The following is a 15042-nucleotide window of genomic DNA, read 5'->3' as shown; positions in this document are numbered from 1 at the left end:
GCTCGGGTGCAGCCGCGGCAGGACGACCCGCCGAGCGCGGGTCCGCGCCGACGGGGGCCGTGCCCGTCGCAGGCGCCCGGAGTCAGTGTCAGTCTGCCGCCGCCCGCAGTGGCGCGCACGCTCCGCGATGGATATTCACGGATTATAATAGATCGTTACTCTTGGTGATCTGTATTGGGCCGGTTCGTAGTCGTCCGTCGCGGGTCGCGGGTCGGGCCGCGCAGGACCTCGGCGGCACGCCGGCGGGTGGTGTCCTGCAGCCCGGGCGCCCGGGCGGTGCCAGCCCGGGCACCCGCGGTGACCTTGGCGTCCAGGGTGGTCCGGGAGTCCGTGGTGGTCCGGGAGTCCGTGGTGGTCCGGGAGTCCGTGGTGGTCCGGGAGTCCGTGGTGGTCAGAGTGTCCGTGGTGGTCAGAGTGTCCTTGGTGGTCAGAGTGTCCGCGGTGGTTCGTCCGGTCGGGTCGCCGCGGTCGACGGAGCGGGTCGCGCCGGGTGTGGCCGCGCCGGGGGCGAAGGCCGTGAACCGGGCGGACACGGCGGCGTCGGGGTCCGTCGAGTCCGGGGTGGTCGCCGTGGGGCCGATGACGGCGAGCCACCCGCAGGCCACCACTGCGGCGACGGCGAGCCCGCACACGGCCACCGCGAAGCAGATCAGGATCCACTCGGGCCAGGGCGACCAGGCCGCCATATCGGTCCAGGCGTCCCCGAGGTCGCCGTTCTCGGGCTTCCAGAAGTGCGGGAACACCCGGCGGACGGAGAGGAACTGCAAGGTGGCCGCGCCCGCGAGGAAGAGCAGCGGCATCACCCGGGACAGGTGGCGGCCCAGCGCCGCGGCACCCATCCCGACGCCGATCGCCAGCGCCGCGAGGCCCGCGTACAGGTAGCGCCCGGAGATCCCGCTGACGTGGTACTGCCGGTCGAAGTTCTTCGCCGACTGCAGGGTCATCAGGGCGAAAAGGCCCCAGGTCACCCAGAGCATGAACAGCAGGTCGACCCGGGAGCGCCCACTGCGCGCCCGGATCAGGGCGAGCGCGAACAGCGCGACGACGAGGGCGGACGCGACCCGCACCGGGATCGTCGACAGGTTCACCTCGAACCAGCCGATCGACCCCCACCAGCGCAGGATCGTGCCGTTGACGAGGACCTCGGTGTAGGCGCCCCAGTCGTCCCCCAGGTACTGGCCGAGGGGGAAGCCGGGGGTCTCGGGCTGGAAGGCACCCCAGCGCACGACGTTGACGATCCACCACCAGCCGCCCAGCGCGACCATGATCACACCGCCGAGTGCGATCGGCCGCCACGGCACCCGCGGTGCCGCCGCGGCCGCCCCGACCGGCTGGGTCGACAGCCCGAGGCGCACCGGCCGCTGATCGTCGGCGACCCGGGCCGCGCCGGCGCGGGCGTCCCGTCGGCTTCGGGACCAGGCCACCAGATAGGCGAGCGCGGCCATCGGCACGAGCACGATCGCCAGCGACTTCGTCATCAGGGCGAGACCGACGAAGGCCCCGGTGTACCCCGCCGTCCGCAGCGACGTGTCCCCTCGCAGCACGTACGCCACCGCGACGGTGGCCAGGCCCCCGGTCAGCACGAGCAGGTTGTCGTTGTTGACGCTGGACCCGATGTGGGTGAGCTGCGGGATCGTGAGCGGGACGAGGGCGGCGCAGGTGCCGGCGATCCGGTTGCCGTCTGCCAGCCGATGCGCCCCGGCCCAGGCGAGCAACGGCAGCGGGGCGACCATCAGCACGCTGACCAGGCGCAGAATGCCGATGATCTGATCCCAGCGCAGGTCGTCGGCATCGCCCGGGAGGGCTTTGAGGACCGTCGCGTTCACCCAGTAGTACAACGGCGGATGCTGGACGATCTGCTGGATTCCGCCCACCGGAGCCGGCGTCCGCTCCAGGGTCCGCCAGCTGGGCCGGTACTCGCGTGGCTCGGCGTCCTCGGCGGTGAACGGCCCGGCGGACAGCTCGCGGGGCGCGTCGTCGACCCCGTACGGCGAGACCATGATCGCCCCGACGCCGCCGCGGGTGACCTTCGCATGGCCGGGATGCGGCCAGCCGTACCCCTCGACCAGCCGCATGACGGCGTCGACGTGGTTGGGCTCGTCCGGAGCGTGGTACTGCGGCACCAGAACGGACCAGCTGGCCAGCATCGCGGTGAACAGCAGCGTGAGGATCCAGATGACGGGTGGCGCCGACCGCACGATGCGCCATGGCCGAAAGTGGGTACCCGGCGGGAAGATCCCGGCGAGGGATCCGGAGGTGGCGGAACGGGCCGCCGCGGTCGGTTCCAGCTTGTCAGCCAAGACTGCGCAGTCCCATCGGACGAAGGTGGTGTCATGTTACGGACACCCCCATCCAGTTGACGGCCACCCCCCGTGTGTCGCCGCCGGGTGTCCGTGCACGTCAGCCCGTGCGTTCCGGGCACGTCCCGGACAGTGGTTCCCACCGGTCGGCGCCGTTAGTCCCCGCGGTCGGCGTCAGGGCTGCCCGCGGGGTCAGCGCCAGGCGTCGATGTGGCCGACGACCTTCGCCGGTGAACCGGCGACCACGGCCTTCGGCGGGACGTCCCGGGTCACCACGGAACCGGCCGCCACCACGGCGCTCTCCCCGACGGTGACGCCCTTGAGCACGATCGCGCCGGCGCCGATCCAGGCCCGGTCCTCCAGGATGATCGGCCCGCTCATCGGCTGCTCCACACCGTCGACGATCATCGGGTGGAAGTCGTTGTCGAGCAGCTGGGTGTCCCAGGAGACGTTGCAGTAGGCACCGATGGACACCCGCTCCCGCACCAGGATCTTGGCGAAGCCGTTGACGTTCGCGTACGGGCCGAGCTCCAGGACCCCGGAGTCGACGACGACCCGCACCCCACGCTGCAACGACACGACACCCTCGCAGCGCAGCCGTCCCTCCGGATGCACCCGGATGATCGAGGTGTCCCGTTTGGACGTCAGACCGAACGGGGCGAGACCGACCCGCAGGGCGGCGCCGTCGGCGAACTCGATCCGTTCCCGCCCCTGGATGACGGTCGGCGAGCCGATCCAGATCGGCTGGCGGTGGGCGAACGGGTAGCGCAGGCCGGCCACGAAGGAGCGGGCCGAGGTCTCCCGCGCCGCACGCAGCGCCCGGACGTGCCGAACATACTCACGGAGATCACTTCTGTACGCGTTCACCTCCGCAACAGTAGGCGCAGGCGTGGTACGACCACCCGCCGGCAGGCGGCCACGGGTGGCCGGGAGGTGGGCCGGTGGTCGGCCGGTGGGGTGCGGCGTGCCACTCTAGAGCGGCGGTTCGGGGGGGACGAGCCGCCGCGACCACCGCCATGCCGCCGGCCGCTGCCGGTACATCACGACCTCGGGCCGCCCGCAGACCAGTTCTGGGCGGCCAGGCCGCAGGACCGGCGGGGCGTGCCAGACCCCGGCGGTAAGGACCGTCGGGCCGGCGGCGCTCACCGCCGGGAACGAGGAGCGGGAGCCACACCGACGTGAGTGTCAGCGCCATCCACATACCCGAGCATCCGCACAGCGGCACCCCGACGCAGCCCGGGGCCGGTGACGAGCAGCCCGGGTCCGCCCCGGGCGTTCCCTACGTCACCATCGTGCTGCCCTGTTACAACGAGCAGGACCATGTGGTGCGCGAGCTGGAACGCATCAGCGCCGCGATGGACGTCAGCGGATACGCCTACGAGATCCTGGCGATCGACGACAAGTCCACCGACAACACCCTGGCGGTGCTGCGCGAGGCCGCCCCCCGCTTCCCGCGGATGCGGATCATGGCGTTCCGCCGCAACGGCGGTTCCGGCACCGCCCGGCGGATCGGCACCCAGGATGCCCGGGGGAAGATCGTCGTCTGGACCGACGCCGACATGACCTACCCCAACGAGCGCATCCCCGAGTTCGTCCGCCACCTCGACGACAACCTGGACGTCGACCAGGTCGTCGGGGCCCGCCTCACCGAGGAGGGCACCCACAAGTGGGCGCGGGTGCCGGCGAAGTGGCTGATCCGGATGATCGCGCAGCGGCTGTCCGGGATGAGGATCCCCGACCTGAACTCGGGGCTGCGGGCCTTCCGCCGCGAGGTCTCGCTGCCGTACCTGCGTCTGCTGCCGCCCGGGTTCAGCTGCGTCACGACGATCACGATGTCGTTCCTGTCCAACCAGCACCCGGTCGACTACATCCCGATCGACTACGCCAAGCGGGCCGGGACCTCGAAGTTCCACCCGTTCAAGGACGCGCGGCGCTACATCCTGCAGGTCCTGCGGATGGTGATGTACTTCGACCCGCTCAAGGTACTGATGCCGCTGGCCCTGTGGATCATGGGGTTGGGCTTCATCAAGCTGGTCGTGGACCTGGTCCGTTACGACTTCCACGTCGCGACCTCCACCCTGCTCGCGATCCTGGTCGGCTTCCAGATCGCGGTCCTGGCGCTCATCGGGGACCTGGTGGCCAGGTCCCGCAGCGGTACCTGAGCGGATGCGGATCGCCCTGATCGGCCCGACGCATCCCTACAAGGGGGGCATCGCCCAGCACACCACCGAGCTCGCCCACCGGCTGGCCGAACGCGGCCACGAGGTGGTCATCGAGTCCTGGTCCGAGCAGTATCCGGCCCGGCTGTACCCCGGCCAGGCCCGGGTGAGCGAACCCGAGATGGAGCCGTTCGGGGCGACGAGCTACCCGCTGTCCTGGCGCCGGCCGGACGGCTGGCTGCGGCTGGGCCGCCGGCTGCGCCGCACGGTGGACGCGGTGGTGCTGGTCGTCGTCACGCCGGTACAGGCCCCCGCCTACCTCGCCATCCTCGCCGGCCTGCGCGGGGTCGGTGGCAGGCGCGGGCGCGCTCGGCGGGGGAGCCGGGTGGCGGCTGGGACGCCCACGGTGCTGGCGAGGCCCACGGTGCTGGCGAGGCCCACGGTGCTGGCGTTGTGCCACAACGTGCTGCCGCACGAGCGGAGTCGGATCGACGTGCCACTGGTGCGCGCCGTGCTGCGCCGGGCCTCGGCTGTGCTGGTGCACACCCCGGCGCAGGCCGAGCTCGCCGCCGAACTCGCCGACGTCCCGGTGGTGACCGCCGAGATGGCCCCGCATCTGTGGTCCTCGCCCACCCGCCGCCGTCCGGCGGACGCCGTCCTCGAGCCGGAGGGCGGGGGCGGCGAGACGTCCCGGCGGTTGTTGTTCTTCGGGCTGGTGCGGCCGTACAAGGGGCTCGACGTGCTGCTGCGGGCGCTCGCGGCCGGGCCCCGCGATGTGCGGTTGACCGTGGCCGGTGAGTTCTGGGGGGATGTGGCGGCCACCGAGAGCCTGATCGGCGAGCTGGGTCTGACCGACCGGGTGGATCTGCGGGCCGGCTATGTCGACGCCGCGGACGTCCCGGCGTTGTTCGCCGCCGCCGACGCGCTGGTGCTGCCGTATCGGGCGGGTACCGCGTCCCAGAACGTCGATCTCGCCCGGCTGCACGGGCTGCCGGTCATCGCGACCACGGTGGGGACGCTCGCGAGCTCCGTCCGCGACGGGGTGGACGGCCTGCTCGTCCCGCCGGACGACGCCGAGGCGCTCGCCGAGGCACTACGCCGGCTCTACGCGCCAGGTGTGCTCGCTGACCTGCGCGCCAAGGTCGCACCGCCGGACGTGCCGGCCGCCTGGGCCCGGTACCTGGACGTGACGCTCGCCGCCCTCGCCGGCGAAACCGAACATCGTGATGGAAAGGTGGACCGGTGAGTCCCGTACGAGACGACGCCCTCGCCTATGTGGGCCATCAGGTCCACGTGATGCGCCGGCGTGAGGTGGGCACGCTGCTGTCCTGGGCGGGCGAGCTCGCCGGGCGCACCGTGCTGGACGTGGCCGGCGGTGACGGTTACTGGGCCGGGCAGGCCGTCCGGCGTGGCGCCCGCGCGGTCTGCCTGGACCTGGCCCGGCACAAGCTGGAGTTCGGCCGGCGCCTGCGCGGGCACCCCGGGCTGGTCGAGGGGGACGCGCTCGCACTGCCGTTCGCGGACGCCACCTTCGACGTGATCATGTCGGTGTGCGCCATCGAGCACTTCGACGACGGCCCGGCCGCCCTCGCCGAGATGTCCCGGGTGCTGCGCCCCGGCGGCGACCTGGTGATGTCGGCGGACGCGCTGACCGGCTCGGCGCAGTGGCCGGAGCTGCTCGAACGGCACCGGGCCCGCTACCACGTCAAGCACCTCTACCCGGGCAAGGTCCTGCGCGGCCTGCTCGACGACGCGGGGATGGACGTCGTCCGCCAGACGTACATGTTCCGCGGCGAGCGGGCCCAGCGGCTCTACCTGACGCTGTCCGCCCGAGGTGGACGGGCCGGGTGGAACGCGGCGGCGGTGCTCTCCCCGGCCATCGCGCTGGCCGACCGGCGGACACCCGACGACGCGGGCAGCGTGGTGCTCACCCACGCCCGCAAGCGCGCGAGCTGACGTCCATGGCAGCCCGACGCACCGACGATCCGTCCCCGTCCCCGTCCTCGTCCTCGTCCGGCGAGGGCCCGCGGCGCACACCACCGAGCCGGAAACGTTCCGCCGCCCCGCTGCCACCGCGCACCGGTCCGCCACCGCCGTCGTCCTCGCGGGTGGCGCAGCGGTTCCTGGCCGTCTTCATGACGGTGCTGGTGTTCGGTCTGGTCGTGTTCGGTATGGGCGCCGCCACCGCGACGTTCGGTGAGCGCTGGTGGGGCTACGCGATCGGCGGACTGTTCTGCGTGCTGATGGTGATCGGCGCGGTGCGCGGCGGTCGGAAGTAGCACGGCGGTCGGAAGCGGCGCGGCGGTCGGAAGCGGCGCGGCGGATGGTCGCGACGGTGGGTAGTCGCAGGGGGGTCGTCCCGACAGGGCGACCGGACGCGGGCAGACTGTGAACCGTGCGTGTGGGCTTTGTGGTCGAGCAACTGCTCGCTCCCGTGCCGGGAGGAACCGGGCGGTACAGCGCTGAGCTCGCCGCCGCGCTCGCCCGGACGGCGCAGCCCCCGGACGTGGTGGCCGGCTGGTGCGCGGCGCACCGGGGGTTCGACGCCGCGGCGCTACCCGGGGTGCTCGGGCCGATGCGGTTGCCGCTGCCCAGGCGGGCGCTGGCCGCGACCTGGTCCCGTGGTGTGGGTCCCGCGCCCCGCGGGGTGGACGTCCTGCACGCGCCGACGCTGCTGCTCCCGCCGGCCGGTGGCACCAGCGGTCAGGCCGTCCGGCTGGCCGCCGAGCGGATGCGCGGTGGGCCCGCCGGTGGCGGGTCCGGCGCGGAGCCGAGCGCGGCGGCACGGCGGATTCGGCGGTCACTGCTGGGCACGCTGGCGGACTCCCTCGAGCGGGCTCGGCCCCGGCCCCGGCTGGTCGTCACGATCCACGACGCGGTGCCCTGGACCCATCCTGAGACGTTGACCGCACACGGCGCGCGCTGGCACCGGCAGATGGGCGAGCGGGCGGCGCGGCTGGCCGACGCGGTGGTCGTGCCGACCCTGGCCGTGGCCGCGGAGATCTCCCGGCACCTGCCGCTGGACCCGCAGCGCCTGCACGTGATCGGGGAGGGCGTCACCGAAGCGGTCGTGCGGGTCCCGGCGGACGCGGAGGCCCGGGCGATGCGGCTGGGCCTGCCGCCGGCCGGCGGGTACCTGCTGACCCTGGCCACCTGCGAGCCGCGCAAGGGACTCGACACCGCGCTCGCCGCCCTGTGTCATCCCGATGATCCCGGCCTGCCGCTGGTGCATGTCGGGGCGCCCGGCTGGGGCGGGCTGGACGTGCGCTCCGAGGCGGCGCGGCTCGGCCTTGGTGGCGACCGGGTCCGCACTCTCGGGCGGATCAGTGACGAGGATCTCGCGGTGGTCCTGTCGCGGGCCGGAGCGCTGCTCGCACCGAGCCGCTCGGAGGGATTCGGCCTGCCCGTGGTGGAGGCGATGGCGCACGGCGTGCCGGTGATCGTCTCCACCACGCCGGCGCTGGTCGAGGTGGCCGGCCCGGCCGCGCTGGTGACCGGGATCGGCGACGTCGCGGCCCTGGCCGCCGCGGTGCGCCGGCTCGTCGGCGACCCGGCGCTGCGGGCCCGGCTGTCGAGCACCGGACAGGCCCGAGCCCAGATGTTTACCTGGAATGCGGCAGCGCGGGAAACGTGGGCGCTCTACCGTCGAGTCTGCGGTTCACCTGCCGTGTCCGTCGCCGACGACGGGCCGGCGTAGTGTTGCCCCCGTTGAGTAGCAAGCGGTCACCGTGAAGCGATCCGCCGCCCCTACCAGGGTGGCGCGTCAGGGAAGGAGCGCCGTGGGACCCCGGGTGCTCGTCGACGCGACTTCGGTCCCGGCAGACCGTGGTGGCGTGGGGCGTTATGTCGACGGGCTGGTCGCGGCGCTGGGCGCGGCCGGTGCGGACATGGCGCTGGTCTGCCAGCGGTCGGATGAGGAACGGTACAGCCGGATGGCGCCTCATGCCACCGTTCTGTCCGGGCCAGCGGCCATCGCCCACCGGCCAGCGCGGCTGGCGTGGGAACAGACCGGCCTGCCACTGGTGGCGGAACAGGTCGGCGCCGCCGTCATCCACTCGCCGCACTACACCATGCCGCTGCGGGCACACCAGCCGGTGTGCGTGACGATCCACGACGTCACGTTCTTCACCGAGCCGGATATGCACACCGCGGTGAAGGGCACGTTCTTCCGCTCCGCGATGCGTACCGCGGTGCGTCGCGCGGGCCGGATCATCGTGCCGTCGAAGGCGACCCGGGACGAGCTCGTCCGGGTGCTCGACGCCGAGTCGACGACCACCGACGTCGCCTACCACGGCGTCGACACGTCGACCTTCCACCCGCCGACCGAGGAGGACCGGCTGCGGGTGCGCCGCCGCCTCGGCCTCGGGGACTCCCGTTACGTGGCGTTCCTCGGCATGCTCGAGCCGCGCAAGAACGTCCCGAACCTGATCCGTGGCTGGGCCGAGGCGGTGCACTGGCGGGACGAACCACCCGCGCTCGTGCTCGCCGGCGGCTCCGGCTGGGACGACGACGTCGATGCCGCCGTCGCCTCCGTGCCAAGCCACCTGCGCGTGATCCGCCCCGGCTACCTGCGCTTCTCCGATCTGCCGGGCTACCTCGGCGGGGCGACGCTGGTCGCCTACCCCTCCCACGGCGAGGGCTTCGGCCTGCCCGTACTCGAGGCGATGGCGTGCGGCTCCCCGGTGCTGACCACGCCGCGGCTGTCCCTGCCGGAGGTCGGCGGCGACGCGGTCGCCTACACCCAGCCGGACCCGGACTCCATCGCCCGGGAGATGGGCGCCCTGCTCGACGACGCCGAGCGCCGTGGTGTGCTCGGCCGGGCCGGCCTCGCCCGGTCCCGGGAGTTCACCTGGGCGGCCAGCGCAGAGGCACACCTGGCCAGCTACGCCCGGGCCGTCGCCGAACGCTGAGGCTGGTCGCGCTCGGGTGCCGGCGGGAAACCGCCACCCCCGGCGCAAGGGAGGTCACAAAGGCCGCGCTACGGTCTTTGTGGCGTACCCGTCGCCCGGCATCCTGGCCGCTGGCGGCGCCCTCGGGCCGCGTGAGGACCGCGACGGCTCGGCAGCGGGCGTGGGGCGCCGGTCAGGCGGGTCGGTGAGACGGGCGGGCGTGCGCATGGATGTGGGGCCGGAGATCCGGGTCGTGGTCGTGACCTACCACTCCGGGGAGATCATCGGGCCGTTCCTCGACACCCTGGAGAAGGCCACCAGCCGGCCCGTCGAGGTCGTCATCGTCGACAACTCCCCCCAGCTGGACGCGGGCACCCGTGCCGCCGGCGACCGTGAGCGCGTCGAACTGGTGCGGCCCGGGCGCAACCTCGGGTACGGCAGCGCGATCAACCGTGGTGCCCGGGGGGCTCCCGGGCCGTGGCTGGTCATCTCCAACGCGGACATCGCGTTCTCGCCGGGCGCCCTCGACGAACTGATCGCCGCCGCCGAGCGGTGGCCCCGCGGCGGGGCGTTCGGCCCCGGCATCACCAACCCCGACGGGGCGCTCTACCCGTCCGCCCGTAACCTGCCCTCACTGGGCCGCGGCATCGGCCACGCGCTGCTCGGCTGGTGCTGGCCGACGAACCCCTGGACGGTCTCCTACCGCCGGGAGCGGGGCGCCCCCCGGGAGATGAGCGCCGGCTGGCTGTCCGGCTCCTGCCAGTTGCTGCGCCGCGAGGCGTTCGAGGCCGTCCGGGGCTTCGACGAGTCCTACTTCATGTTCATGGAGGACGTCGACCTCGGGCAGCGCCTCGGGACGGCCGCCTGGGAGTCGGTGTACGTGCCGTCCGCCGTGGTGGAGCACCTGGGCGGGCACTCGACGAAACGATCGTCCCGGCGGATGGTGCTGGCCCATCACCGCAGCATGTTCCGCTACCTCTCCCGGCAGTACCCCGGCCCGGCCAGGGCCCCGCTGCGGCTGCTGCTCGGAGTGGGGCTGGGCCTGCGCCTGCTGCTGGTGCTCGCCTTCGCCAAGGACAGCGCCGGCGCCCGGGCCACCCGCTCCGCCGGCCTGCTTCCCTCCAGCGGCCCCACCGCCGGCTCTACCGCCGGCCGCTGATCCCGCCGCTCGCTGATCCCGCCGCTCGCTGGTCCCGCCGCTCGCGACACACCCGGTCCCGGGGGAGTCTGGCCGAGCGTGAGGTTCGCGTCACGGCGAATGCGGGTTGTGCAGCGTATGTCGTGGTCTGCGCGGATCTCACGTGAAACCGGGCGGATCATGATGTATCGGTGTTGAACGCCCTGACGTGCGGACACCGAGAATATACGAAACGCACTGTCAGGGTTACCGTGAGCTGTCGGTCGGGTGCGCGCTTCCGGCTCCCTTTATGGGCTACCCCCGTGTTCTGCGACACTGCGCTGCATGGACGCAGTGATGCTTGTCGGCGGTCAGGGGACCCGTCTACGCCCACTCACGATGTCGGCTCCCAAGCCGATGTTGCCGGTGGCGGGGGTGCCGGTCACCGCGCACATGCTGGCCCGTGCGCGTGACGCGGGAATCGACCGGGTCGTGCTGGCCACCTCCTATCGCGCGGAGGTGTTCGAGCAGTACTTCGGCGACGGATCGGCCCACGGCCTGCGGCTTGAGTACGTCACCGAGACCGAGCCGATGGGCACGGGCGGCGCGATCCGCAACGTCGCCGAACGGCTGCGCGGCGACCCGGACGAGCCCGTCGTGATCTTCAACGGCGACATCCTGTCCGGTCTGGACATCACGGCGCTGGTCAGCCGGCACACCGAGACGGACGCGGCGGTCACCCTGCACCTGACCAAGGTCGTCGACCCGCGAGCCTTCGGTGTCGTGCCGACGGACGACGCCGGACGGGTGATCGCCTTCCTGGAGAAGACGCCCGACCCGCCCACCAATCTGATCAACGCCGGATGCTACGTGTTCCGCCGGTCGGTGATCGACGCGATCCCGGTCGGTCGACCCGTCTCGGTCGAACGCGAGACCTTCCCCGGCCTGCTGGCCGCCGGCACCCCGGTGTTCGGCTACCCGGACAGCACCTACTGGCTGGATCTGGGCACCCCCGCCGCGTTCGTCCAGGGCAGCCGCGACCTGGTCACCGGCCGGATGGTCTCCTCGGCGCTGCCCGGCCCGATCGGTGACTGCCTCGTCCTCGAGGGCGCGGTCGTCGCACCCGACGCCAAGATCAGCGGCGGTGCCACCGTGGGCGCGGGTGCCCGGGTGGGTGCCGGCGCCGCGGTCGACGGCGCGGTGCTGTTCGACGGGGCCGTCATCGAGGCGGGCGCCTCGGTCCGCGACAGCGTCATCGGCCGCGCCGCCGTCGTCGGCGCCGGTGTGGTGCTTGACGGTGTGGTCGTGGGCGACGGTGCCGTCGTCGAGGCGGGTAACGAACTGCGTGCCGGCGCCCGCGTGTTCCCCGGCGCGCGACTCGCCGCCGGAGCCGTCCGGTTCAGCTCGGACCGCACCTGACGCACCAAGCCGACCCGACCACCCGAGCCGAGCCGACTGCCTGACCCACCTGACTGCCTGGCCCGCCTGGCCCGCCTGGCCCGCCGGCGCCTGTGGGCGTGGTCCGGATGTTGTCCAAAGCGCCTGCTGGTACGCAGAACACGGACACCGGCCGGTGAATGCGGCGATTTCCGCGCTGTGACGAGGACAATCGGCCCATGAGGTTCAGCGTGGAACGCGACGTGTTCGCCGACGCGACCGGCTGGGCCGCGCGGCACCTGCCCAGCCGTCCCGGCCAGGCCCCGAACGCTTTGGCCGGCCTGCTGCTGGAGGCGGATGCCACCTCGGCCACCCCGGGCCTTCGGGTCTGCGCCTTCGACACCGAGGTCGCCGTGCGGGCGCCGGTCGCGGCCGACGTCGCGCAGGCCGGCCGGGTGCTGGTGCCCGGCCGGCTGCTCGCCGACATCGTGCGCAGTCTGCCCGCGGCCATCATCACGGTGGCGGTGGAGGGCGAGCGGATGGTGCTGCGCTGCGGCAGCGTGCGGTTCACCGTCCCGTTGATGGATGTCGCCGACTATCCCGAACTGCCGAGCTTCCCCACCCCGATCGGTGAGGTCGACACCCTCGGTTTCGCCGCTGCCATCGGTCAGGTCGCCCCGGCCGCCGCCCGCGACGAGACCGTCCCCGTGCTCACGGCGATCCGGCTGGAGATCTCCGGCCGTGGCCTGACACTCGCCGCCACCGACCGCTACCGGCTCGCCGTACGCGGCATCAGCTGGCAGCCGACCGTCGAGGACCCCTGGGCCCTGGCCCACGTCTCGGCGAAGGTGCTCGCCGAGGTCGCCCGCAGCCCCACCTCCGCGTCCCGGATCGTGGTCGGCCTCGATCTGGCCGACCCGGCGGGCGCCCGGCTCGGACTCGCCGCCGCCGGCCGCCAGACCATCGTCCGGCTCATCGAAGGCGCCTTCCCCAACTACCGCAAGCTGCTGCCCGAGACCGCCGCGTACACGCTGACCGCCGCGACGGCGACGCTGGCCGCCGCCGTCCGCCGGGTCGCCGTCGTCGCCACCCGCACCGCCCCGCTGCGCTTCACAGTCAGCGACGGTCAGATCGTCGCCGAGGCCGGTGACGGCACCGGCGCGCAGGGCCGCGAGATCATTCCGGTCGACTACACCGGCCCCGAACTGTCGGTCCTGTTCAACCCCACCTACCTGCTGGACGGCCTCAGCGCCATCGAGGACGACGAGTCGACGATCGGCTTCGTCGACACCGACCCGGCCCAGGCCTACGCCCGTCCCGCCGTCCTCACCGGAAAGGTCCCGGGCGACCCCGACGGCCGCCCGGGCGGCGGCGCCTTCCGCTACCTGCTCATGCCCATCCGCACCGACCCCCAGCCCGTGCCGCCCCCCTCAACCTCGCCCTCTTCAACCTCGCCCTCCTAAGCGGCGGGCGCTGCTCCGGACGCCGCGGAGAGCGGACGTCCCGTGCGGTGGACGTCCTGAGGGTCGAGGTCCCGTGCGGTGGACGCCCTGGTCTCGTGCGGTGGATGTCCTGAGGGTCGAGGTCCCGTGCGGTGGACGCCCTGGTCTCGTGCGGTGGATGTCCTGAGGGGTGGACGTCCTGAGGGTGGACGTGCTGTGTGCGGTGGAGGTCCCGAAGGACGGGTGTCCCGCGGGGTGGAGGTCAGGGGGCGGGGGTGGTCGGTGCGGTCGTCGTGGTGCCGGCACCTGAGGTCGCCGCGTCGCCCGAGGCCGCCGAGCCGGCGGCGGCCGCGGTCAGCGGGCCGTCCGCGGAGACGTCCAGGGTGCCGCCGGCCGCACCGGACTCGGGAGCGGTCGGGGAGTCCCAGGTCGCGCCGTCAAGGCTCGGGTTGGCGTGCTTGTCGACGAACTGCTTGATGACATCCGCGGACACGGTCGTGCACCGCTGGGTGCGGTCCCAGCCGGTCAGGACGAAGTGCTTGCCGTCCGGGAACGCGCCCCTGGTCCAGGGCACGCCGATGAACCGCGGGCCGGCATCCTTGGCCAGCGAGCGCAGCTTCTCCACCTGTGCGGCGGGCAGGCTCGTGTCGTACCAGCCCACGACGAACCCGTGCTCGAGGTTGTGCACCGCACGCTCGGTCGGGATGCCGGAGGCCGGGTTGTAGAAGGAGATGCCATCCGGCAGCGGGTCCGGGTTGTGGCTGCCCGACGACGGCGGGGAGACCTTGTAGTTCACGGTCGTGGAGACGTGCGCGGAGCCCTGCGACGCATCGTTGACCGTGCCGGTGCAGCCGGCGGCGACCGCCGCGGACGACCCGCCCGCCACGTAACCCACCTTGTGGGTCTTGCTCTTCGCGTTCGAGTCGGCGATCGAGTAGATCACGATACCGACCAGGAGCGCGATCACCACGACACCCGTGGTGCCGTAGATCAGCAGTGCCCGCTGGCGTGCCTTGCGCTTCTGCTCGCGGCGCAGCTGCTCGAGTCGGGCGTTGCGTTCGGTGCTCTTCTTCCCCACGGTGGCTGATCCTACGAAGTGTCGAACCAGTTATCACCGTCAGGATGCATCCGACCCGCGGGCCGACACCCGGAACACCTGCTTCGGCTGCACACGGTAAGTCCAGAATACGAACATTTCATACCAATTCCATCGCCCCTCTGTCGCCCCGTCGGACCCCATCACCGCCCGCCCACTGCCTGCCCGCCCACTGCCTGCCCGCCCGCTGCCCGGTCGCCGCTGCCCGGTCGCCGCTGCCCGGTCGCCGCTGCCCGGTCGCCGCTGCCCGGCGGCCGCCGGACCCCACCGCTGTCCGGCGGCCGCTGCTTGGCCGTTGTCGCCTGGTCACCACCGTCCGGCCGTTGCCGTCCGGTGGGGTTCGTCGGAATGTTGCCGTCCGATGGTTACTGTTCGGCCACTCGTGGTGGGTGCGTTCACTGGCGAGGCCGCGTGCCGAGGGTTGTTCGGTCGCATGCCGAGGCTTGTTAGGCGTGGGAGGTCGAAATCCTTGAAGAAGCCTCGGCATCTCGTGATCTTGGCCGCGATCTGGGCACGTCAAAGCGGCGGCCATCCGCCACCGAGGCGCACTAAACGCTTATTTGGTTCATATCGGACGTCAGAATGTCCGTGATCCAACACTGTCGAGACTTGGTGAAGAAATCGGCGGTGCGGCCGGCGGTGCGGTGGGGAGGTGGGGAGGT

Annotated in this window: 12 protein-coding genes; 9 read left to right on the top strand and 3 right to left on the bottom strand. The window is 72.6% G+C overall.

Going from position 1 to position 15042, the window contains the following annotated elements; translation table 11 throughout:
* Positions 1-155 precede the first annotated feature (155 nt).
* Both MXD61_RS27990 and MXD61_RS09965 read right to left on the bottom strand, forming a co-directional pair.
* Entirely contained in the window at positions 156-2300 is a 2145-nt protein-coding gene (locus MXD61_RS27990; RefSeq protein ID WP_285223216.1) for a DUF2142 domain-containing protein, read from the bottom strand.
* A gap of 192 nt (positions 2301-2492) precedes the next feature.
* Positions 2493-3167 (bottom strand): DapH/DapD/GlmU-related protein, encoded by a 675-nt coding sequence (locus tag MXD61_RS09965; RefSeq protein ID WP_163549041.1) that lies wholly within the window; start codon positions 3165-3167, stop codon positions 2493-2495.
* Between the two features lie 311 nt (positions 3168-3478).
* Between MXD61_RS09965 and MXD61_RS09960 the strand changes: the two genes are divergently transcribed.
* The 9 genes from MXD61_RS09960 (at position 3479) to dnaN (ending at position 13305) form a co-directional block, all read left to right on the top strand.
* A complete protein-coding gene (locus MXD61_RS09960) occupies positions 3479-4462 on the top strand; it encodes a glycosyltransferase family 2 protein (protein WP_248812551.1) in 984 nt (327 codons plus the stop codon).
* 4 nt (positions 4463-4466) lie between these two features.
* Positions 4467-5705: a glycosyltransferase gene (locus MXD61_RS09955; RefSeq protein ID WP_248812550.1), complete on the top strand. Its 1239-nt coding sequence runs from the start codon at positions 4467-4469 to the stop codon at positions 5703-5705.
* Positions 5702-6415: a class I SAM-dependent methyltransferase gene (locus MXD61_RS09950; RefSeq protein ID WP_163549044.1), complete on the top strand. Its 714-nt coding sequence runs from the start codon at positions 5702-5704 to the stop codon at positions 6413-6415. The genes MXD61_RS09955 and MXD61_RS09950 overlap by 4 nt, the downstream gene beginning before the upstream one ends.
* Before the next feature lie 5 nt (positions 6416-6420).
* Positions 6421-6738: a hypothetical protein gene (locus MXD61_RS09945; protein ID WP_248812549.1), complete on the top strand. Its 318-nt coding sequence runs from the start codon at positions 6421-6423 to the stop codon at positions 6736-6738.
* A gap of 116 nt (positions 6739-6854) precedes the next feature.
* Positions 6855-8156 carry a glycosyltransferase family 1 protein gene (locus MXD61_RS09940; RefSeq protein WP_248812548.1) on the top strand — a complete coding sequence of 434 codons (1302 nt, stop codon included), beginning with the start codon at positions 6855-6857 and terminating at the stop codon, positions 8154-8156.
* A gap of 82 nt (positions 8157-8238) precedes the next feature.
* On the top strand, positions 8239-9369 hold the full coding sequence (locus MXD61_RS09935; RefSeq protein ID WP_248812547.1) for a glycosyltransferase family 1 protein: 1131 nt from the start codon (positions 8239-8241) through the stop codon (positions 9367-9369).
* Positions 9370-9574: 205 nt separating this feature from the next.
* Complete coding sequence (locus tag MXD61_RS09930) at positions 9575-10507, top strand: glycosyltransferase family 2 protein (protein ID WP_248812585.1); 933 nt, start codon at positions 9575-9577, stop codon at positions 10505-10507.
* A gap of 303 nt (positions 10508-10810) precedes the next feature.
* Positions 10811-11884: an NDP-sugar synthase gene (locus MXD61_RS09925; RefSeq protein ID WP_248812546.1), complete on the top strand. Its 1074-nt coding sequence runs from the start codon at positions 10811-10813 to the stop codon at positions 11882-11884.
* 197 nt (positions 11885-12081) lie between these two features.
* Positions 12082-13305, top strand: a complete 1224-nt coding sequence (dnaN, locus tag MXD61_RS09920) for a DNA polymerase III subunit beta (protein ID WP_248812545.1) — start codon at positions 12082-12084, stop codon at positions 13303-13305.
* A gap of 241 nt (positions 13306-13546) precedes the next feature.
* Here dnaN and MXD61_RS09915 read toward each other — a convergent pair whose 3' ends face one another.
* Positions 13547-14362, bottom strand: coding sequence for a DUF3105 domain-containing protein (locus MXD61_RS09915; protein WP_248812544.1), 816 nt, complete (start codon positions 14360-14362; stop codon positions 13547-13549).
* Positions 14363-15042 lie beyond the last annotated feature (680 nt).

Origin of the sequence: Frankia sp. AgPm24 (genome assembly GCF_023243055.1) — a bacterium.
GTDB lineage: Bacteria > Actinomycetota > Actinomycetes > Frankiales > Frankiaceae > Frankia > Frankia umida.
Note: the sequence above shows the minus strand (reverse complement) of the source record. Positions and strands in the feature narration are given on the sequence as shown.

What these genes read in the sequence shown, in the direction of transcription:
- MXD61_RS09955 (WP_248812550.1), top strand. Translation starts at nt 4,467, where the DNA reads ATGCGGATCGCCCTGATCGGCCCGACGCATCCCTACAAGGGGGGCATC.
- MXD61_RS09945 (WP_248812549.1), top strand. Translation starts at nt 6,421, where the DNA reads ATGGCAGCCCGACGCACCGACGATCCGTCCCCGTCCCCGTCCTCGTCC.
- MXD61_RS09930 (WP_248812585.1), top strand. Translation starts at nt 9,575, where the DNA reads ATGGATGTGGGGCCGGAGATCCGGGTCGTGGTCGTGACCTACCACTCC.
- MXD61_RS09925 (WP_248812546.1), top strand. Translation starts at nt 10,811, where the DNA reads ATGGACGCAGTGATGCTTGTCGGCGGTCAGGGGACCCGTCTACGCCCA.
- dnaN (WP_248812545.1), top strand. Translation starts at nt 12,082, where the DNA reads ATGAGGTTCAGCGTGGAACGCGACGTGTTCGCCGACGCGACCGGCTGG.